This window comes from Anaerobiospirillum succiniciproducens DSM 6400, assembly GCF_000482845.1.
Classification (GTDB): domain Bacteria; phylum Pseudomonadota; class Gammaproteobacteria; order Enterobacterales; family Succinivibrionaceae; genus Anaerobiospirillum; species Anaerobiospirillum succiniciproducens.
In genome coordinates, this window is sequence record NZ_AXWV01000028.1 from 1 (window position 1) to 22,726 (window position 22,726).

The window sequence follows — 22,726 nt, forward strand, 5'->3', positions numbered from 1 at the left end:
AAAAATGCAAGGCCAAATTTTTCATTATTTGATCATAATTTGATCTCTGTCACTAGCATCTTCATTAAACCGTGATCCTTGGATCACACTTTAATATTAGTTTTGATATATGAGTACATCTTTACGAAAGACTATTGCTCAAAAACTAGTCAAAGAAGTTGTAGACGAAATCCATGCTAGAAAGATTTAAGGTAAATTAGATTTTTAAAGAGCATCCCCAAGGCTAGCTCGGGTAAAATGGCATTAAAGCAAAAATGTGAACTAAAGCATCGTTGCCGTTTCGCCATAGTAAAATTTGATCAACTTCTAAATTTTTTAAGCACTGCCTTTATTTTTGTTGTATTCTGTTGCCCTGTAGTTAGCGACACCTTACTAAATACTCAGGTAGGCTAAAAACTTTAGATGGCTATCTAATAGCTAGAATTGATCAACTGATGGAGAGCTAAATATGTTGGGAAGCATTGTCGTAGCTGCACTATTTCCTGCCGCAGCAGCTGCTTTAGTCATCTCACTTATTCCGCCACGTATCTTAGGCATCACAGGCAAGGCTTTAAGTCTTGTGGCCACAGGTCTTCTTTTGACTCTCTCTCTTACCCATCTGTTACCTGAGGCCATTGAAGAGGGCTCTGATATCCACGATATCGGTCTTACTATCTTAGTTACCATTTTGGTATTAGTGGCCATCGAGATGTTCTTTAACTCAAATCATCACAGCCAAACTTGTCCTGTCTGTGCTGCCAATGAGCAGACTAAGACCTACGCAAAAGAGCATAATTTCCATCCAAATGACAAGGTTGATACCAACGCTAAGGACAAGTCAGTAGCTAACTCAATGATTACGAGCATCGTTAAGCCACTCAATGCAGCTAACGATACTCTGTCAAAATCAGCAGCTTTTGATGCTGCTCATAAGGCAAGCTGCTCCGATCCAAACTGCTCTTGCCACCATGAGCATGACCACGACCATCAGCATGCACCTGCTAGCGTATGCAGTTGCGGTCAGGTACACACTATCGATCCAGAGCATCCAGATAAGCGCTCAACTCTCCATCATCTAGGTCATTCACATGGCTTTGATCTTAGAGGTAGAGACTTTGTTGATGCCACAAGACGTGCTGATGAAAACGCCGCTTTAGGCAAGGGATCAATTAAGGAAGGTCTGAGCAATGGCGGTGCGCCTATCTTAGCTGGCTCGCTATTCCACTCTATTTGCGATGGTATTGTGCTCGCCTCATCCTTCATGGTCGATTTTAATGTCGGCGTGGCTGTTACTGCAGCCATTATTGCTCACGAAATGCCACAGCAGCTTAGCAACTATGTATTGATGCTTAACTTCGGCATGAGCCGCAAGCAAGGCTTTATTGTCAATCTAACTGCCATGTTAGGCTCGCTAATTGGCGCTATCGTTTTCTATAACATCTTAGATAAGGCAGAGAACATCTTGCCATTTGCCCTTGCGGTTGCTGGCGGTTCATTCATCTATGTAGCGCTCTCAGACATCTTGCCTCGTATTAATCGACCAGATAACAAGCGCATGATGGCCATAAGCTACAGCTATCTAGTAATTGGCGCAGCCATTGCGATGATGCTAAGCCACCATCACTAAAATCTAATGTATAAGAATACATTTACCGCGCAATGTACATGTAAGGCATAGTTTTATGCCTTGAGTAATAATGATTAGATACTCAAATGAATGACTGGCGCAAAGGTTTAACTGTGTATAAGGTCATGGACTTTTTCTAAGCCTAACGGCTTTTAAATGCCATGTCCTTATAGTTGCCTAGATTCGCCTCTTAATCATTGGCCTATCGTTGCTTAGATTCGCCTCTTAATCATTGGCCTATCTGTAATCTGATTGGGCAGGTTTAGAAATATTCTGTACAACTATCTAAGGTACTACCAACTCATTCAATTTCATTTTGGGCGAGCAGACTTTAAATAGTATCACTGGTACTTTGCTGCAAGCTTAAGTCGATTTGTTTAAGATTTTCTATAGCGCATTCAGTCATCTTCTTAACGCGAACCATCAACTCTCTTCTTAGACGCTCTTGCTCAGATAAAGTTTGTCTCTTAGACTCAAATCTTAGTTTACTGAAAATCTGAGCTTCATACATGCAAGTATTAGATAAGAAGAGACTTTCATCTGCTAGGCTACAGCGATAATACTTCAGCGGATGTTTTGTCGGATTTGGGTAGATCCAAGCGTTAGACACATTACTATTATCAATCGCGATAACTGGATTGAGAGTTTCACTAGACATCAGGTCTCGGTCAAAAAGTCCATTTTTTTCAAACTCTTTGCATGTATACACAATATCTGAGCAATTGATCCCTTTTTTTGAAATAGAAGCTATTTGCTTTGACAGTAAGCTCAAATGTAAGGCCTCTTCATTCTCACAGCCTCTAAGCTCGATGCTACTAGACGATACGGCCCACTTCCATAGAGTATTTGGATTGCTGAAAAGCGCAGGTGGGTATGTAGCAGGCGTATTTCTTATTACTCTGTGGTTAATGATATCAATCACATATAAGACAATAGCTCTATAGTCTTGAAGTGTTAAGAATGCATTGTCTATGTTATCTTGCCTGTCAGCTTTCTTGCTACTGTTTGATGTAAATGACTGCTTTACAAAAAATGAGTCAAGTTCCTTTTGCACAAGAGAAAGCGTGCTCTCAACAGAACCATTCAACTCCGTGCTCTGCTGTAGTGTATTTGTAATAGCAACACTATACTTTCTTTGAAACTCTTCTATGTCTACACCATCTAGCTCAACATTGTTTAGACAAATAGTCTTTGGAAAACCAGATACATCCCACTCAAACGGCAGGTCAATGCCAAAAGACTCTTTAAAATACTTGTTCTTTTGGGCAATAGCGCAGTAAATAGCATCTGCAGCACTGCTGTATTTAGCTTCCTCAAGGGACACACTAAAGCCTACTATCCTGCCCGAGAATCTATCAGTTACAAGATAAATAACAGGTCTACCAATACTTATAGGATTAGGCGCAAATGAAATAAGGCAGACATTATCTACAGCAGCCTCCAAATCGTATATTGCGCCAATACTATTTGCTACTGCCGACTCTGAGCTCATTTCATTATGCGATTTATCGTTTAAGAGGATCTCAGGAAATTGCTTAAGCTCTCGATCGTTATGAGTGGTTACCTTGTAGTAAAAGTTCCTAAACTGGCCAAAACTAGGAAGCTCCTGAGAATCAGGATAAGCATCCTTATAGGCTTTTATAAGCTCAGGATATGCTTTTTCAAGCGAAATGTGATTCACGACTAGGACATACTTTTTGATGATCATAGCCATTAAATCACGCAGAGCATCATTCATGATAGGAGATTGCCTAGCACCTTTGCGCCCTGGATTCTTAGTAAGAGTTCTTGGCCCTTTGCCTACAGAGCGGTAATCTGGTAACAATGCTCCTTTGCATTGCCCTCTTTGAAACCAACGTGCAATTAGCCTGTATATCTTGCGCTGAAGAACTTGGTCATCACCTGCAATAGATTTGATAGCCGCATTGCACTCTACTCTTGAGTACAAGATACTAGGATCAGACACAATAGGCTTTATTAGTTCGTAGCTTTCCTCCATTTTTGCATCATGCTTGGAGTTTACAACAAACCTAAGATCCTCATATGGATCATTCACTATTTCTGCATGACCAGAGTTAAGCTGATCCATTAATGTGGCTCTACTAACAAGATCAAATCTAATGCTAGATTTTGAGCTAGACATGTCATAGAGAGCTACATCATCAGGGGCAATAAAAAGCACTCTATAAGTACTTCCGTCCATTGACAAAACTGTATTCACATATAACTGTTGTCTAGACATCATCTAAGTCCTTAAGATAACCATCCAGAAAAAAAACTTGGCTCAACTAGCTCATTAAGTCGTTTCTTGTAGCAAAACAACGTGTTGATTTTGCTAGCTCTTATGATAAGCAAAAAGACTTATAAGCTTTAACTTATATGATAGAAACCTGAACAGCATCAAATATAAACTCTGATGGCATGCTCAACAAACTAAAAAGGCCCCGATCAAAGTTAATGATCGGGGCCTTTTTAGTTGAGCAGGATACGGCATCAAAAGATGCCGCACCTTACTTAATAGCTTATGCGCTTAGATTAAACGTACTTGAAGTCAAGCTCTTTAATCTTCTGTGACCAAACCTGTGGGCCAACAGCGTGGATGTTGTTACCCTCAGCGTCAACAGCTACGGTTACAGGCATATCTTCTACCTTGAACTCGTAGATAGCTTCCATGCCGAGATCTTCGAATGCTAATACCTTAGCAGACTTAATAGCCTTGGAAACTAAGTAAGCAGCGCCACCAACAGCCATCAGGTAAGCAGCCTTGTGCTTCTTAATGGACTCAACTGCAGCAGGGCCGCGCTCGGACTTACCGATCATGCCAAAGAGGCCGGTCTCGGAGAGCATGGTCTCAACGAACTTGTCCATACGAGTTGAAGTGGTTGGGCCAGCTGGGCCTACAACCTCATCGCCTACAGCTGGAACTGGGCCAACGTAGTAAATGAACTTACCCTTGAAATCAACGCCATCAGGTAAAGGCTCACCCTTAGCAATCATGTCGCAAATACGCTTGTGGGCAGCGTCACGACCAGTGAGGATGGTGCCTGATAATAACAGGGTGTCACCCATCTTCCAGGTAGCAACCTCTTCCTTAGTTAAGGTGTCGAGATTTACCTTCTTAACATTATCGTTACCGCCGAGCTCAATCTCTGGGTAGTCGTCTAATGATGGAGGAGTGAAGGTAGCTGGACCTGAACCGTCTAAGGTGAAGTCGATGTGACGGGTAGCAGCACAGTTAGGGATGATGGTGGTTGCCTTTGACACAGCGTGGCAAGGATAGGTCTTTACCTTAACGTCTAATACTGTGGTAAGACCGCCTAAGCCCTGAGCACCGATACCGAGCTTGTTGATCTTCTCATAAAGCTCAAGACGGAGCTCTTCATCAGCATTCTGTGGGCCGCGCTTGATGAGGTCCTGAATGTCGATGTGCTCGTTTAAAGCTTCCTTAGCAAGCAGAGCAGACTTTTCTGGAGTACCGCCAACGCCAACGCCTAAAATACCTGGTGGGCACCAGCCAGCACCCATCTTAGGGATTTCGCCAAGAATCCAGTCAACGATAGAGTCAGATGGGTTGAGCATCTTCATGTGGGTCTTGTTCTCAGAACCACCGCCCTTAGCAGCGATAGAAACGGTAACCTTATCACCCTTTACCATTTCAATGTGAACAACAGCAGGAGCATTGTCCTTGGTGTTTAAACGCTTGCCTACTGGGTCAGCGAGAACAGACTTACGAAGAGGGTTGGTCTCTGAGCAGTATGCACGACGGGTACCCTCATCAACCATCTCCTGAACGGTCATGTCGCCCTCGAACTGAACGTTCATACCGATCTTAACGAAGCAGGTTACGGCACCAGTGTCCTGACATAATGGACGATGGCCAATTGCACACATCTTGGAATTCTTTAAGATCTGAGCGATAGCAGCCTTAGCAGATGGGTTCTGCTCAATGTCATAGGCGTGCTTCATGGCCTCAAGGAAGTCATGAGGATGGTAGTAGGAAATGAACTGCAATGCCTCATAAATGGAGTCAATGAAGTCCTGATTCTTAATTAATGTCATGCCGGGCATCCTTTTCCATTTTTAAACTTCGGAGGTGTATCTCCTAGGAGACAATTAGTCGTCTTAAGCCTAATACAGCAAATTAACTGCCCAAAAGACAGATAGCTTAATGACTGATGCTGCCTAATTGCCTAACTCATGATTATACTCGCAAGTAAAAAAGTAAAGCATCAATTATGAATTGTGACTGTGAAGTCACTAAAGCATTTCATATAGTTTTCTTTAACTTGCCAAGATACAACCACATACCAATAGCCAAAGTCACTGCTCCAAGTTGTTAAAGTATCTGCTCAAATCCCGTCAGCACAAGCTTTGTACGCTTATATCTAATGCTATGAAGGTACTTGAAAGTACCCTTATCTGTACCTAACTTAGCTATGAGACGGTACTTTCATCACCTTATAGATTTACCCACAAAACTGCACCAAAAACAGCACTTGATGCAAAAATTGCAATCACTCTATTCCATACACATCATTAATTGCACTACTCACTGCAATTTTTGCAAAAGTTGGTTACTGCAGATACTCCCTGCTGATGTCACTTAACTACGATTTGGTAGCCTCAGAGCGATTACACTCATCATTTTTTGAAATTTTTCACCATAATTGGTACAAAAACAGTCACTTTAGAATGAAAGATTAAGAAACTTTGTCAAATCTCTTACCTTTCTTGATGTACAAGTACCTGACAGATTAGCGCGATTTTACGTATAGCACTTGCTTTTTGCGATCGTAAAAGTAAAGCGTTTTGGCAAAATCATAAACCCTACCTCAAGCAGCTCTATCCCAAATATCTAGGCTTTAAGCTTTTGCAAAGTTTGCATAGCTGCTTGTCTTATGTGTAAGAGCCAAGTTGCATGGCACACCAATTGCACTTTGCCCTGATATGAGTCATTGCAACGTCTTTTTCCGACGTGCGCCTCGTTTTGCAAGCTTTATTCAACTTTATGTAGTCCAAAATGCCTTACAATACGTGGTGCAAAATGGCTGATGAGTCTCATCAGTTCGCTCAGGAAGAGAAAAAAATAACTATCTGTCGACATAAGAGCGTTTTAGGATGGTGCAAATCCTGACTAGTTATCCGCACTCTTATGCTTTTTACAGTGTTTTGTTGCATAATTAGACAAGTGTATGAGTAGTGTAGGTTTACACACAAGATAAGAGCTTAATTCTTGGTTCTAAATCGTTTTGTCCCAAGATTGCCAATGCTTTGTTTGAACCACCTCTAGATGATGCACTTTGCAACTCATACAGTTTAGATAAATTAAGGATGCACTAAGTGGCATGTGACAGCCTTAGCATAAGACAATAATCTCTATTGAGCTTAGGCTAAAGTAAGGGCTATCATCACTTACTTTTGTAAGACCACACTTGCATCTAATAGCAATAGTAATAAGGGCTCTCAGTATGCTAGTAACGATCGCTGTGATTATCATCGTGCTTGCTACGTTCATGCTTATCATTTACAACATGTATTCTGATTACATGACCAAGCGCGAAGAAGACATGCGTATTATCTACACACGCTGCCGCAATATCGTCACCGAGACTGAAGAATTACTCATCAATCAGAACCAGTTGCCATACTCAAAGACTATCGTTCTGATTATGCGTAACCGTATTCTTACAGCTTTAAAACATCTCAAGGGTGACCCTACCGCACGTGGTATCGAAGACCGCATTGCTGAGCAGACCAACCTCATCAACGATATTCAGAAGAACTATCGTGAGGATCTGGCCTTTAGAACCCCAGAGAACGACAACATCGCTGTTTTACAGTTACGTACCATTCGTCGTTTAAGAAAGATTATTCAGTCAGAGTTACGTTCAGGTACTCCTGTTGACGTAAACCTCTGCCAAAAAGAAGACCGTCGTCTTAAGCTCTTAGTCTTAAAGATCAACATCTCTTCTTTAATTCAGAACGTTACCATCATGAGAGAGGCTCATCAGGTCGGTTCATGCCGTACCCTGATTACCAAGGGCCTTGATGTTATCCGCCGCTCTGGCATCAAGGATAACTGGCTCATGGATAAGTCTGATGTCTTAACCAATATGCTTCACGACCTTGAAAATCAGGTTCGTGAAAAGAGCAAGGAAGAAGTCGAGCGCGTCAACGAGAAGTCCGAGACTGATGCAGAGCTTGACGAGATTTTCGGAGACAAGAAGAAGTGGTAATAACCGCCACTCTCTGAGCCCAAACAATGCCCTCTTTTGAGGGCATTTTCATTTGTGCTAACAGTAGCTATCGAATAACAGCGTTTCTTATAAAGCTTTCATAGAAAATAACTGATAGTGGGGCGTTGTTTGGCTATTTACATTAAGATATGGCAGTCACCCCAACGATTAGGCGCATACAATGGCTTCCAACATCAAAAAAACCTCACCTAGCTCAATTAGCGTCAAGCTTCAACATCTTGGTTTATTACAAGGTCTAATGGATGCTGATAATCTCAGCTCAATTGTAAACTCTATGATTGGCAAGGATGGACCTAATGTTCATATTCAGTCTGGTCATTTAACTGAGTTATTAATTCTCAGATACTTAAATACTGATATGACAGGCGGATTTAACAGCATTGAGGAATTTGCTAGGAAGCTACCAGCTAACCTGTTTGCCTTATCGAATACATGTGTAGACAATCCTTACTTACATGCAAATAGGTATTCTGTAGCTGACATTTTTGACCGTATTGCTGCCTATGGCCCTAAAAGGTTCTCAACAGAGATATTATCTGCACTAATCAAAGCTGACAGCACTATAGTTAATCGCCCACACGCTACATCAAACACTAGCATTGAGACTATTGATACAGCAGATCTGCCTTATCAAGCAGCACTCAATGCGAACAATAATGACAATACAAGGTTTCTGAAGTTTTTTGCAGAAGGCGAGCTAGACTATCTGAAACAACCATACTCAAACATAAAAACTCTTGTTGCAGAAACGGTATTGGCTGATGCCAAAACTGTTAAAGCATGTCACGATTGTGGTATCGAGTTAGTTGCAAGGCTCAATGACACTAAAGTAATGAAGGACTTTGAGAAAGTTCAATCAGGTCTTACACATCTTTCTTCAGTACAAGTACCTTCTCACTCATGGGTCAAGAAAGGTACACCACATAGATCCATGGGTTATGCTTGGTTAGGAAAACAAGAGCTTATTGCAGAAGATGGGAAGTCTGTTGCCGTGCTCAAAATCATCTTCACGCAAGAAAGTCTGCGTCAGTTCAAGACAGAATCAATTAGGCGCTCAGCTGAAAAAGAGCTCAAAGAAATCGAGCGCAAGCTTGTAAAGCTCGTTAAAGTACCACGCTCGTGCAAAGCCGATGCTCAGCACGACTTTGAGAACATTGCAAAGGATCTCAAATATGTGACCTTATCAGAGATAGAGTATGAAGATGTTATGGGATATGCGACTGCTGGTAGACCAAAACCTAACGCTAAAAAGATCTTAACAGGCGTAAAAGTACATGCTAAAGCAACAATCAACGAAGATAGTGTCAATGCAGCTATTGAGCATGAGCTGTATTACGTTTTAGCGACAACTAATGTTGATACGAAGCAAACTCAAGAAAATGCCATTAGTCTTTACAAAACCTATAACTACGAGTCTGATAACGTGTATCAGTGGATAGATATCAAGGCTAAAGGTAAGTTATATGATTCTATCTTTTTTCGCTCTGAAAGTAGGACAAGAGCATTTTTAGCACTTGAAGCAATAGCACAGTACTATGCAAGGAAACTAATTATCTTTGTCGAACGTGCGCTTAATGAGAATGCATTATCTATGCATGAGGCCAAGTAATAGCCATTGGCGAAACTGAAGTTATATGTATTAGCATGAGCTTTTATATTAATACTCACCGCTAAAGCTAGTACATCTGTACTATCTATGAACATAGATGCTTTTCACTTGCTGGATATTTCGTGTGTACTAAAGACAAAAAAGCCCCATGGCCCAGACCAAGACCGTAACAATGGACAAGACCAAGACCTTGGACAAAACCATGAGGCAATTGTGGTACTACTAAAGTGACGCTTGTTAGTAGTACTTAAGCTGGAGTTTAGATTTGCTAGCGTTGATCTAGCTGTTAATTGCTCTTATTCAAACTCAAAGCCCTGGGACTTTAAGTAAACGATGATAGGAGTCGCAGGTAACTTAGTACGCTGCATCATAGTGTTGGCAGAATTTGACCAAGTATCAGAGCGCTGATTGTACTTACGATTCTGGAAGTACTGATCAACTTCCTTGTCATATGCCTCAAGCTCTGGGGTATTGAAAGCATCGCGATACTCCTCATCCATAATGAGCCAATGGCGTGGCAGACGAGGCTTTTGATCCTCAATATACTCTTTGTCAGGAACACCTAAGCATAAGCAAAGGAGTGGCACTACGCCATAAGGCAGCTTGAGCATCTCAGAAATCTCAGCGATACCAGCCTTGAAACCGCCAATAATAACGCCACCTAAGCCTAAAGACTCAGCAGCAGTTAAAGCATTCTGACAGCATAAAGAGCAGTCGTTAAAACCGCCAATGAGCATACGGAAATTGTATGGAGGTTTAACATCGGTGACCTGCTGTAACTTGGTCATATCCAGGCAGAAAACGAGGAAGTGAGAGCACTTAGCAATATGGTCTTGATCGCCAGAGATAGTGGCAATGCGCTCGAGCTTTGCTTTATCAGTAACCTTGATAGTGGTTACGTATTGGAAAAAGCAAGTACTAGAGGTTTGAATAATTGCATCCTCAATGAGGCGCATCTGCTCGTCTGAAATCTTCTCATCAGTAAACTTACGGATTGACTGATGGGACTTAATAGTCTCAATGGCGTCCATGGTTAATTTCCTCAAAGAACAATCACAATTGCAAGAGTAGCTTGCACCACCTGCTCAGCGATACACTGAGTTACGATGCTATGAACAAACTATCTCTATTTTTAGCTAATAATAATACCTACAATTGCGCCTCTGGCTCAATATGAAAAAAGGGAGCATATAGCTCCCCTCTTGCTAGGTAATTACTCGTCTAAGGCACCATAATGAGTTGATACTTAGAGTGTGATGTCACTACATGCGCCTAACAATTAGAGTGTGATGTCACTATATGCGCCTAACTAGCAGATAGCAGCTTGCGATGCTCGCAACTGATGCAGCATATCCTATCTTTAGACAGGAATATGGAAGATAGCCTCACGATCAACGCTCGCACACTGAGCGCGATCAAGCATAATGGCATCTAAGATAGTCATTGCCATCATAGCCTCGGCAATCGGCACAGCACGAATACCTACACATGGATCATGGCGACCTTTGGTAACTAAACCACTGATGGAGTTACCTTGCTTATCAATAGACTCACCTGGAGTCATGATAGACGAGGTTGGCTTGAATGCTAAACGCACCTTAATATCCTGACCAGTAGCAATGCCGCCTAAGATACCGCCTGCGTGATTGGACTTAAACCCATCAGGAGTGATCTCATCACGAGCCTCGGAGCCACGCATTGCAGCCATGGCAAAACCGTCGCCTACTTCTACACCCTTGACTGCATTAATCGACATCATGGCATGGGCTAAGGTTGCATCTAAACGGCTAAACACTGGAGAGCCAGTACCAACAGGCACATGTTTAGCTCTAACTTCAATCACCGCACCACATGAATCTTGCTCTAAACGCAGCTTATCCATGTAGTCAGTAAGCTTTTGTAGCTCTTGCTTATCAGAGGTAGCAAAGTTGAAGGCATTATTTAAAGCCGCCTGAGCATCAAAAGATGTAGTACTGTGAGGACCAATTGCAGTCACGCAACCTTCTACCTCAACATTAAAGAGCTTCTTTAATACAGCTTTGGCTACCGCACCTGCAGCTACACGCATAGCTGTTTCACGGGCAGAAGATCTGCCGCCACCACGATAGTCACGAATACCGTACTTCATGAAGTAAGTGTAATCGGCATGACCTGGACGGTAGGAGTTCATGATCTCAGAGTAGTCACCAGAACGCTGTGAAGTGTTCTCGATGATAAGGCCGATTGGTGTGCCCGTGGTCTTGCCCTCAAAGACACCTGAGATAATTTTTACAGCATCAGCCTCATTGCGAGGAGTACCAAAACGAGTGCTACCTGGACGACGACGATCGAGATCATGCTGAATCATCTGTTCATTGATTTCTACGCCTGGTGGGCAGTTATCAATGATACAAGCTAAGGCAAGTCCATGAGACTCACCACAAGTAGTTACAGTGAAGATCTGTCCAAAAGTATTAGCACCCATAGTCCCTTGTATCCATTAACCTAAATAAAGCCATATGATTGCTTAGGTAGCCACCTTTGCAATGCTCCATATTATCAGGCATAGCAGCAAAAGGCACTCTTTACAGATAATCGCACTCATTTGCATGCTATCTCCCCGTTTTGGACACTACAAAAAGACATCAAACACAGCAATGCAACAGAGAAAGATGCACACTCTCGCGTTGAAAAACAAAAAGACCGACCACAGCGCCAAGCTTCTTGGCCCCATGTGTCGGTCATTTTAGATAGCCACGCTCGCTGCAGCTTCAAGATTATGAGCTGCAGTTATCGCTGCTCTTGTGGCTTACGCTTAAAGACTATTTGGCTTGCTCTTTGAAGTACTCAGCACAAACCTCAAGCTGATCAGCAGTGAGCATGAATACACCGCTGCCACCACGCTTAAAGTCGATAAAGCGGAATGGAACGTTTGGATATGTCTCCATGAGGTTTTCTTCAGTATTGCCAACCTCAACGATGAGCACACCATCATCAGTTAAGAAGTCACGAGCCTTAATAAGGATCTTACGTACGCAATCAAGACCATCATCACCAGAGCCTAAAGCGATCTCAGGCTCGCGCTGATACTCATCTGGCATAGACTCAAGATCTTCAGCATTTACATATGGTGGGTTAGCTACGATGAGATCGTACTTGTCGCCCTCAGGCAGATTGTCAAAGAGATCAGACTGAATTGGGGTTACCACATACTCAAGGCCATACTCTTCGATATTACGCTGAGCAACATCTAAGGCATCTGCAGAGATATCTACAGCATCTACCTCACACTCGCCATCAAACTGCAGTGCAATAGCAATTGCAATACAGCCAGAGCCAGTGCACATATCTAATACACGCTCAGGACGCTTGGTGATATATGGGTGGAACTCATTTTCAATCAGCTCAGCAATTGGTGAGCGCGGAATGATAACGCGACGGTCAACATAAAACTGATGACCTGCAAAGAATGCACGGTGAGTTAAGTATGGAGTTGGGATGCGGTACTTGGTACGCGCAATTGCCATCTTAGCAATATGGATACGCTCACGACGAGTTAAACGTGAGTTTAAGGTTGATTCATCGCAAGGAGGCTGCAAGAACATGACTGACTGAACGAGCTCAATTGCCTCATCCCAGTAGTTGCCAGTGCCATGACCTACATAAACTGAATGCATCGCAAACATTGAAACCAGGTAACGAACCACGTCTTGAACAGTGCTCAGTTCCTCGGACATAGCCTCAATTACTTGCTCATCACTTGGCAGAGTGTAAAACTCCTCATCAAGTGCGGCGATAGTCTGATCAATTACGTCGTCGTTATCTTCGACGCTGGTACATAAATCAATGTCTGTCATACAAAACTTTCAATTAAACATACACATAGACACAGGGAAGTGCTTGTTCACACAACAAGCTAGAACTGCTTGCTAGCAAGCATGAATGCTATCAGCTTTTAGCCCCATGTCACCTAGATTCAGTATGTTATCACAACAACAAGTGCATCTCATAAAATCGATACAAAGCTGACACTATGCCAAGGCTTCGTAACCTTGGATGCAGATTAAAGATGGTGCTGCACTCATGGTTCTTATCATGAGAGCATGGACATGAATATGTAGCGCATGCACATGAATATGTGGCGCATTTATCGATGAGGTCGGCTTTATCATCTGTTAATTGCTCAAAAATAAAAAGCCCCGGAAGATATGTATCTTCAAGGGCTTCATATTAGCTACGATATTTGCTCGCAGGAGACAAAGACTCTAATCTGCAAGCAGCACATGCATACGACACTAGAATAAGTATCCACTCTAATAATCCATGCCTATCCCTGATTACGAGCTTAGTAATCGCATGGATTGAGATTTACAGAGGCTGTTTGTTTTGTGTCAGAACCATACACGCTAAATGGACTTATTCAAACATACTTAAGATCTCAGGCTGCAACTTAATGCCTGACCTTATATCCATTTGAGCATCTACGGAGCCAACTTCAAGATGGTACCGTACCTTATGTTTGTCTTGATTGTTTTAGCTGTAGTGAAGGTCTACTGGACGAGAGGCCTTAATGAAGTCTGAAATAATGTCATTAACTTCACGACCAATCTTCTTTTGGTGCTCACTTAAATTGTCATCAATGACAACCTTGCCGCCATCAAAGATAAAAGTACCTTGCTCGGCAATGACAAAACGACCCTTAAAGAAAGATGAAACATGCTTAGCAATCATCAGTGGGGAGTATTTGTTAAAAGTGCGCATCATAGCTGTAATCCTCTGCTTTAGTCTGTGTATTCACATTTTCACTAGACAAAAGTTCTTTGCATCAATCAGGTGGATATGAGAACAACTGATTCAAAGTGTTTTTCGCTGGACAATAGACCAAAGATTAAACTGTTTGTGCTCACAGAGATGGCATTACAACAATCACCTGTATATTTAAATCATTTTGTGTACAGGCGGTCGGTTTGCTTCCTCTTGACTGTGTTTACATTATGGATAAAAACTTCACTAAATGCCTATATAAAGACCTCAATTTTGAAGATTTAACCACTATTCTTACAACAATGTTGAGAGGATCACAAAAAGCTAGATACAGAATGTCTTATCTATAAACAGCAGTATTTACACATGTGATTTAAGATAAGAATAGATCTTTGATATCTTGGCACATATTTTTATACATGCCAGCAAACTACACTTCAAATTCGATATTTATCGCATTTGCACCTAATACAAGTACCCATTTGAAGCAAATCTCCACCATCCTACGATTAGTGGAGTAATACTCTGTAGCACTTGTATCCTAGTAGACTCATGGTTCGATCCCTTGTAAACAATCTTTATTAAAGATAAGACTTGTATACAAGTTGAAACTATGTAAGCAAACGTTTGTGTCATGGCCAAAACGAATTAACCTAGACTTTGCAAAGGCAAGATCTTGCAACACACACCTTCTCACCTCTTTAAAAGCGCATTAAATTAGGCTTTGTGAGCTTTTTTTACTCACTTAACACTTCACCATTGTTCAAGATAATTAATAAAGGTTCTTAACAAACTAGGTGCTAATGTTGATATTTTCAAAACGAAACATTAGTGAAACGTTTCGCTTGATCAGCCTTGTTTTGGGTCAAATAACAGGGCTTAAGCACTAATTTGGCCGCCCCATTTGCCTTGTTTCTTCTCCTTTAGACTACGGCGCATACTTTAATCCTGCTAAATCAAAGGCAAATCAGCCAATTGTAAAAAATAAAAAAAGATTCGCCCCCATTAGTAAAGTCACAAAACCCGATAAATAAGTCTTTTACCCACAAAAACCTACCCATGATGGCTAGTTTTCCTAACAAAGAATCACTCGCTATTTAACAAACTGACTCAAAAAATCACCAACCGTCCAGCCAATAGCAGGTAAACCAAGACCAAAATCCGCGATCGCCTCTGACTTACTCAAAGCTACCTGATCTCTAGCCACGATCTTATAAGTAAGCGCCCGCACATACTTTAGAACTTATGAACAAGCGAGCACGTCCCCTGACGATCTCACGCCCCATGATCCCTGCATTTCAAAAAAACATCGCTACGATCCCAAGATCTTAAGAAGCAAGCGTCCGATAACCATGATCCCGTGCATTTGCAACTATGCACTAGAAGCTACGATCCTGTGATCTTGGGATATTTGTGCTGAGGTGAACGAGCTAGAAAGTTGATATATAAAGGACGTCTTTTAACTCATCTTAAGTAGATGGGCATGTTCTTCAGATGCCTAGACGATTTACCGCTAATGCATCGCAATACTTGAGAAGTGTTGAGATCAGAGCGGTTGAATGGAGGTGCGCAGGATGTGGAAAATGAGAGTTGTGTGAGATCGCTAGATCCCAAGGCCTAGCGATCAAATGGATTGTTGCTAAAGTAAAGCTGGACGTTAAAAGCTGTTTTCTTTGCTAGGCGTGTAAAAGTCCTGCGGTACAAACTTACCTGACTCATCTTGCTGTAGTACTAATGCTGCAGCTGTATAGAACGAAGGCACGTTAAAGCCATAACCTGCAAAAGCAATGGAGAGATTAACCACCTGAGGTATATGAGATACGAGTAAGACGGTATCATCATTAGAGCAGGAGGCCATCACATACTCTACAGCCATATCGGTGTTACCTGTGGGACTGAGCTCTGGAATAATCTCAATCTCTGGAATGGAGCGGCCTCTTAAGAGATCTTTTACTTGTGCTGCTGTAGCCATTGCTCGCTGCTTTGGTGAGCTAAAGATGCGAGTAATCTGTAAGGAGCTAACTAGCTTCATACCAGTAATCTTAGCCTCTTGAACACCACGCTCAGAGAGCACTCGATCTCCACCGCTAAACACAGCATCTCCATGTCGCATAATTATGACTTTCACAGCAGCCTCTCTTTAGTGAACCCACAAGAAAACACTAATTTTCTGTTAATTGCTCTTCATTGCTCTTATGCATACTTTATAGCACACGAGATAGTGCTATGCCATATAATTTCACGTGCTAAGTAAAATGAGTCTTGGTTTGCTTTGCTTAAGGGCTGGCAGTTTAGCTGGCTTAATAGCAGGCCGCTAAGCTTGCTTATGGCAAGTTCAAAAGCTAACATTTGCTTGAGGCGCAACAGATAATTCTCTTAGACAAGATTAGGTTTAAGCTATTCTGTCGCTACTTGGCACTTTAGTGGTGTATAACGCGGTTAAGACAAGGAAAAGAGCCATGGTCAAAAAGTATGAAACTCAAAGTGCTCTTAGAGGAAATAGCACTATACATAGGCCTTTTCGCTCTGCTGACGAATCTGACCGCTCCCATGCTAATGCAGCCTCACGTTTTACGCTGCAGTTAGAAGAAGAACACCATAATACTGAACAATATGCTCGATCTGATGCTACATATTTGGGTAGACGCAATCACACCAGCTTTAGCTCAGATCAAACGCAGCTAACGCCTGACAACTCTAGTCGCTTCATGGACAGCTCAGTTGAGTCAATTACGAGCTCTACCAACGGCTTTTCAAGACATGCATCCCATCGTCATCAACATCTAAATCAACCACCTGCCATTAGTGGCCAATCATCTGCTCTCAATCAGAGCGCAGGTATGAGTAGCCAAACCACTGCTCACGCTCATAGCGCAGATATGAGTAGCCAAACCACTGCTAACACTCATAGCACTGCTACGAGTAGCCAATCTTCTGTTAACGCTCATAGTGCAGCTGTTAGCGACCAATCATCTTATCGCTATCAGACATTTAACAATGGACATGTAGCAGACATTGAAGAGGGTGCTGATGAGCATCATGACAACTCAATAAAGCTGCTGCACCTTGGCGATATTCGTGTATCAGCGCTCAAAAGCTTAAGAAACCTCAGAGCATGGTTTAAAGATCTTAGCCCTCAAGATATTGACGATATACAGCTGCAGCTTGAAAGGCTCAAGGTCGAAAAGATCAATGAAGAGCAAGAGCGCCAACGCAAAGAGTACTTACATCAAGCCTTTGTCAAACTCTATCGCAATGACGGCAAGGAAGATGATTATGCCTTAGTTGATCCTCAGTCTCTCATTGAAGGCATAGCACAGCGTATTGGCTGTGATCAAAGAACTACCCACACAAACAGATATAAGTATCGCTTTATTGATTTAGATGGCAAAGTCTGTGAGTGGACTGGGCAAGGGCGTGAGCCAAAACGACTTAAAGCCATTATGGCTGCTACCGGCAAACCTAAAGAAGCATTCTTAGCCAAAGAAGATACTCCTCTCCATGCTAAAGATGTTGACCACGATGAGATTAGCCAAATCTCTGCCTTAGTTGCCAAGATGACCTTGCTTAAACGCACCGAAGATCTCGTTCATGGTAGAGACCATGCTGCAGATAAGGCCAACCAGACTCACCGCCCATTACTCTAGGCAAACCCCATAGTACTTATGTCCCATTGCTGTAGGCAAGGCACATAGTACTAATGGCCCATTACTCTAGGCAAGCTGCATTTTATGCACGCTAATGCTTTTTGCTTTGAGATAGCGACAATTGACCAAAGTGACGTTGGGCAAGTGCAGTTGAGAAAAGTGCCATTTATAAAGGTGTTGCCTACAATGAAAAAAGCCTTGCGATCTGTACGATAGCAAGGCTTTTTTGTGAGCTTTAAGAGCTAAGCTTATTTGCCAGTGATTGCGCTATCACGCTCTGCCATTACTTGGTAGATTTCCTTGTTGATGCTCTTGAGCACAGCACAAGGATCAGTTGCACGGGTAACTGGACGGCCAATTACTAAGTAGTCAGAGCCAGCCTTAATTGCATCAACTGGTGTCATGATGCGCTTTTGATCGCCTACATCGGAACCAGCTGGACGAATACCTGGAGTTACAGTAATAAACTTAGAGCCTAACTTCTCTTTAATCAGGCTAACTTCACGTGCTGATGAGACTACACCATCTAAGCCAGCCTCTTTAGTTAAGGTAGCTAAACGTAATACCTGCTCTTCTGGGCTGCAGTCAATACCAATACCGTTCAGCTGCTCTTGATCCATTGAGGTAAGTACAGTCACGCCAATAACAATTGGCTTAGAGGCACTGCTTGGAAGCTTATCAAGCTCATTGCGTACTGTCTCCATCATGACTTTACCGCCAGAGGCATGTACGTTTACCATCCATACACCTAAGCTAGCAGCTGCTCGTACTGCCATAGCAGTGGTGTTTGGGATGTCGTGGAATTTTAAGTCTAAGAAGACACGGAAGTTTAAGTCTACTAACTTAGATACGAACTGAGGGCCTGCAATAGTAAACAACTCTTTACCTACTTTAAGGTTGCAGGAGCTTGGATCAAGTCTGGATACAAAATCTAAAGCAGCTGCATCGTTATCGTAGTCGAGTGCGACAATGACCTTTGGATCAAACATGTTTAATTCCTTAGCTTACAGGCAGGATATCTAAGTGCAATAACGCAAGCATGATTAAGCTTGCCTACCCTTAGCTCCTTCTTTTTGGATAGCTCGCAGTTCTTTAAGCTAGCCTCATTATTACAGCTAGCTTAATGTGGCATTGATATAGCCTTGTTACTCAAGCTGCAAAGAAAAATCTATCACAGCTTTTAAAATCATCTAGTCCCTGAAGAATAGCTCACAAGCACAGCACTAATCCGCCACAAAACGCTTGATGGCTCATAAAATATGGGAATTTGTGCTGAGGGATCACTCGATAATACAACAACTTACAGCTTTAAGGCCAAAATTTTGTTAAATTCGTGCCTTGTATCTATAGCGCTCAGCGCTTATGAAGCCTTTGGATCTATTAACTACAATCATTAATAAGCTGCTTTGTGCTAATTCTTTATTAGCTACTTTATGATTATCCATTGAATCATTGGCAGTAATCCGTAATTAGATTCTTTGTAGCAAAAGTGCTTAATGGCTTTGCAGCTAGCAAGAAATGGTTAGCTGTTTTTTTTTTGATGGCAGCAGCCAGAGACTGCTGCATCCGTGAGTAGATGGAAGGTGAGATTAACTATGGCTTGAAGTTTAGTCGCCGTCGAGTGAGTGCTTTGGACGAATGGTGTCAAAGCGGCGGCAAGATGGACATTGCCAGAACATCATGCTCGATTCAAAGCCACATGAGGAGCATGAGAACTTATGGTTAGATGCAATACGAGCGTCGATAATGCTCTTAAGCTGCATCACGGTTTCGCTTTCACCTTGGGTGCTCTGACAATTAGTTCTAAAGCCCATATAGGCAGAGAACAGCTTGATATTTGGTCTTTCATTGATGAAGCTTAAGTACAGCTTCTGAGCCTCTTCATTGCCTTGAGTCTTATAAACCACATCGCAAAGCTCTGCTAAAACAGCTGCTGAACTAGTCTTCTTAGCTAATGACTCTAAGGTGCTCTTGTATAGTGGGTCTGTTTTTTCTAATCCGCACTTGCTTAAAAGCTCGAGGCAGAACATACCTGAGTTTTTATCTTTAGAGGCGATCTTTTCAATAATCTCGACCACCTTGCTGCTTACGTCCGGTCCACCCTCTTTAATCTTAATCTCACAGAGCATGATCAAAGGACGGATAGCATTCTCAGAGAACTCTTGAGCACTGTTAAGACGCTTAGTAGCCTCTTTGATTCGTCCTGAATCAATATCCTGCAGTGCAAGTTCACAGTAGTAGTGAGATAGGCTATTAAGCTCAGATGGTCCGAGCACATCTTTATGCTCGCTACCTAACTCAATGGCTTTTTCAAAGTCACGCACCTGCTCATACAGCTTAATGAGCATACGCACAGAGCTTTTATGCTGTCTTGGGATTTCAACTAACTCAAGCAAAATAGCCTCAGCACGGTCTAAAAGACCAGCACTGATAAAGTCAGTTGCTAGCTCAAGCTGAGCCATTTCACTTTCAAAAGGCTCGGCGCTGTCATTGTTAGCAAGGGAAGTATGCAAGGAGATAGCTCTATCTACCTCACCACGTTGTCTGAAGAGATTGCCAAGAGCTAAAGAGGACTCAAAGGAAGGATTGCCTGAGTCTAAGTATGCAATGAACTGATCTACAGCTTGGTCTTTATCGTTATTGATAAAGAAGTCCACGCCGCGCAGGTAGTTCTTAGTCTGCTCGGTCTTTTCACCTGCTCGCTTTACGTTATATGAGTTGCGGCCCATATAGTATCCGTATGCTGCAGCTATAGGCAAAAGTAAAAAGAGTAGTTCAAACATGCACGCCTAGCTCGTAGAGCGAATTAGAAAGCAGCATATACTCAATGGTATACGCCATGATAATTACATTGTACAAGCAATAGTAATAATAATTCCAATTGTCAGCTGATTTTAGTTCATTAGCTTCATTGCAAGTAGATATCTATCTTCTACTCAGCTGAACATACTTAGTAATATCAGAAATCTTTTGCTTGTGTAAATGACAAAAGCCGTCACCTGTCTGCAACAAAAGAGCGACAGGAGACGGCTTCAAGCTTAAAACTTGTAACTTTTCTTAGCTTATGCTGACAAGATAATTCTTACTTTGCAGGTGCTTCTACCTTAACATCAGCTGCTTTCTTGTCATTTGCAGCATTGGCCTCAGCGTCGTGCTTAGCCTTGTCGATTGCCTTGGCTGCCTCTTTCTTCACTTTCTTAGCTTCGCTCTTAGCGTTATGAGCACGAGCCCACATCTTCATGGTGAAGACTAAGGAGATGTAAAGTCCAACAATAATGCCGACAATCAGGCCAATAACCATCACCATTGCCAGTGAGAGGTCTGCCTTAACAAAGAGGAAATCGAAAGTAACGATTGACTCATTAGCAGAACCGATGGTTAAACCTAAGATGCAGAACAAAATAAGTACGATGACGTAAAGCCAAAACTTCAGCATAGTGACACCCAATTATAGTTATCCATTTGCTCAAAAAAGCATGCCGCATTATAGCAAAATAATCTACATTCCCTAGTTTGAGAAACTAAGCTTGCAGCCTTAAGTCACGCTTTTTGCGACATTAAGCATCTTTTTGCTCAATAAAACATCCAAACTATCTGCAAAATTGCATTGCTGTAGACCCCATGAGAAAAAAGTCTAGCAAAAAGACAACTTAGCTTGCCCACCTCTAAAGATAACGCGCTTTGGTCAACTTATTTAAAGCTAACGCGGCGTTGCCAACTTATTTAAAGCCAACGCGGCGTTGCCAACTTATGTAAAGCTAACACGCTTTGGTCAACTTATTTGGTAAGTGTTGGCCTACTTCTTTAAAGATGCCTCATACTCAGCATAAGACTGTACGCCTAAGATGCGTTTGGCATTGTCCACACGCTCCTGTGAAGGAGTCTCAACATCCTTGAGCTTGTAAGGAATGCCCATCTCTTCATACTTGAATGAGCCAAAGCTGTGGTATGGCAGTACTTCAACACGCTTAACGTTCTTAAGCTCCTTGATGAAGTCTGCAGTCTTTTGCAGATATACATCATTATCGGTGTAGCCTGGAACTAAAACATGGCGAATCCAGACATCCTTGCCAATCTCACTTAAGTAACGGGCACAATCTAAGATGTTTGTGTTCTCAAGCTTAGTGAGCTCAACGTGCTTTTCGTTATCGATATGCTTGATATCGAGCATGACCAGATCGGTATACTTCATGAGCTCATTGAACTGAGAGAAGAAAGGCTCTTCACGAGTAAATGGAGCTGCACAAGTATCCAGACAGGTGTTAATACCTTCTGCCTTTAAAGCCTTGAAGAACTCAACTAAGAACTCGATCTGCACTAAAGGCTCGCCACCTGAAACAGTAACGCCACCTTGCTCACCCCAGTATGTCTTGTAACGCAGGGCACGCTTGATAATTTGGTCTACAGTGTACTCTTCACCTGCATCATGAATCTTCCAAGTATCAGGATTGTGACAGTATAGACAGCGCATCTTGCAGCCTTGCATAAAGACTACAAAGCGAATACCTGGGCCATCTACGGAACCAAAGGTTTCGAAAGAGTGAACTCGTGCTGTGGTCATAACCTTACCTTAAAATGTGGAAGACAAGTAAAGAGAACCTATCTGAACTATGTCTAACTGCAGATAAATAGATGAAGCCATGAAGGTGCACTACTTTAATATATGCATCCAACGGCCAAAACATGGACCAATGCCATAGCGACATTAGCCTCTTGAAATACTATTGCACGCAAAGCAAAAAGACCCTTGCTAAATCTCTTTGCACTAACTTTAAGTAGTTTGCATGAAATAAGTAGCGTGAACAAATCCAGATCTAAAGAACTGCTGCTGAGCAAATTCTTCTTGATTTACCAAAACTGCGGC

At 42.2% G+C, this 22,726-nt stretch carries 15 protein-coding genes; 4 read left to right on the top strand and 11 right to left on the bottom strand.

The genetic code is table 11. The annotated features are described in order from the left end of the window. The first annotated feature begins 448 nt into the window (after positions 1–448). The gene (locus H524_RS16415) at positions 449–1,606 is read left to right on the top strand and encodes a ZIP family metal transporter (RefSeq protein ID WP_027939412.1); all 1,158 of its coding nucleotides are present in this window, start codon (positions 449–451) and stop codon (positions 1,604–1,606) included. A 331-nt stretch (positions 1,607–1,937) separates the two neighbouring features. On the opposite strand, the gene H524_RS0104895 is transcribed toward H524_RS16415, so the two are convergent. Both H524_RS0104895 and H524_RS0104900 read right to left on the bottom strand, forming a co-directional pair. Beyond that, a complete protein-coding gene (locus H524_RS0104895; RefSeq protein ID WP_156907544.1) occupies positions 1,938–3,809 on the bottom strand; it encodes a TnsB C-terminal domain-containing protein in 1,872 nt (623 codons plus the stop codon). 332 nt (positions 3,810–4,141) lie between these two features. Beyond that, positions 4,142–5,665, bottom strand: a complete 1,524-nt coding sequence (locus H524_RS0104900; protein ID WP_027939414.1) for a fumarate hydratase — start codon at positions 5,663–5,665, stop codon at positions 4,142–4,144. Between the two features lie 1,409 nt (positions 5,666–7,074). Between H524_RS0104900 and H524_RS0104905 the strand changes: the two genes are divergently transcribed. Beyond that, entirely contained in the window at positions 7,075–7,842 is a 768-nt protein-coding gene (locus H524_RS0104905) for a hypothetical protein (protein WP_027939415.1), read from the top strand. Positions 7,843–8,023: 181 nt separating this feature from the next. Continuing rightward, positions 8,024–9,472, top strand: a complete 1,449-nt coding sequence (locus H524_RS0104910) for a DUF4277 domain-containing protein (protein ID WP_027939416.1) — start codon at positions 8,024–8,026, stop codon at positions 9,470–9,472. 296 nt (positions 9,473–9,768) lie between these two features. Here the strand turns inward: H524_RS0104910 and nfsA are convergent, their stop codons facing one another. The 5 genes from nfsA to H524_RS0104940 all read right to left on the bottom strand — a co-directional run bounded on the left by nfsA (position 9,769) and on the right by H524_RS0104940 (position 16,328). After that, a complete protein-coding gene (gene nfsA, locus H524_RS0104920) occupies positions 9,769–10,503 on the bottom strand; it encodes an oxygen-insensitive NADPH nitroreductase (RefSeq protein WP_044121523.1) in 735 nt (244 codons plus the stop codon). A gap of 329 nt (positions 10,504–10,832) precedes the next feature. Beyond that, positions 10,833–11,936: a chorismate synthase gene (gene aroC, locus H524_RS0104925; RefSeq protein WP_027939418.1), complete on the bottom strand. Its 1,104-nt coding sequence runs from the start codon at positions 11,934–11,936 to the stop codon at positions 10,833–10,835. A gap of 337 nt (positions 11,937–12,273) precedes the next feature. Further along, on the bottom strand, positions 12,274–13,188 hold the full coding sequence (prmB, locus tag H524_RS0104930; RefSeq protein ID WP_044121531.1) for a 50S ribosomal protein L3 N(5)-glutamine methyltransferase: 915 nt from the start codon (positions 13,186–13,188) through the stop codon (positions 12,274–12,276). A 796-nt stretch (positions 13,189–13,984) separates the two neighbouring features. Then, positions 13,985–14,215, bottom strand: coding sequence for a stringent response modulator YtfK (locus H524_RS0104935; RefSeq protein WP_052338920.1), 231 nt, complete (start codon positions 14,213–14,215; stop codon positions 13,985–13,987). A 1,657-nt stretch (positions 14,216–15,872) separates the two neighbouring features. Beyond that, positions 15,873–16,328, bottom strand: coding sequence for a SixA phosphatase family protein (locus H524_RS0104940; RefSeq protein WP_027939421.1), 456 nt, complete (start codon positions 16,326–16,328; stop codon positions 15,873–15,875). A 346-nt stretch (positions 16,329–16,674) separates the two neighbouring features. Here H524_RS0104940 and H524_RS0104945 point away from each other — a divergent pair, with 346 nt between their 5' ends. Further along, positions 16,675–17,862, top strand: a complete 1,188-nt coding sequence (locus H524_RS0104945) for an H-NS family nucleoid-associated regulatory protein (protein WP_027939422.1) — start codon at positions 16,675–16,677, stop codon at positions 17,860–17,862. 248 nt (positions 17,863–18,110) lie between these two features. Here H524_RS0104945 and pyrF read toward each other — a convergent pair whose 3' ends face one another. The 4 genes from pyrF to pflA all read right to left on the bottom strand — a co-directional run bounded on the left by pyrF (position 18,111) and on the right by pflA (position 22,423). After that, positions 18,111–18,851, bottom strand: coding sequence for an orotidine-5'-phosphate decarboxylase (pyrF, locus tag H524_RS14345; protein ID WP_044121526.1), 741 nt, complete (start codon positions 18,849–18,851; stop codon positions 18,111–18,113). Between the two features lie 618 nt (positions 18,852–19,469). After that, positions 19,470–20,645: a hypothetical protein gene (locus tag H524_RS0104955; RefSeq protein ID WP_169726130.1), complete on the bottom strand. Its 1,176-nt coding sequence runs from the start codon at positions 20,643–20,645 to the stop codon at positions 19,470–19,472. A gap of 299 nt (positions 20,646–20,944) precedes the next feature. Next, on the bottom strand, positions 20,945–21,298 hold the full coding sequence (locus H524_RS0104960; protein WP_027939424.1) for a lipopolysaccharide assembly protein LapA domain-containing protein: 354 nt from the start codon (positions 21,296–21,298) through the stop codon (positions 20,945–20,947). A 360-nt stretch (positions 21,299–21,658) separates the two neighbouring features. Next, on the bottom strand, positions 21,659–22,423 hold the full coding sequence (pflA, locus tag H524_RS0104965; RefSeq protein ID WP_027939425.1) for a pyruvate formate-lyase-activating protein: 765 nt from the start codon (positions 22,421–22,423) through the stop codon (positions 21,659–21,661). Positions 22,424–22,726 lie beyond the last annotated feature (303 nt).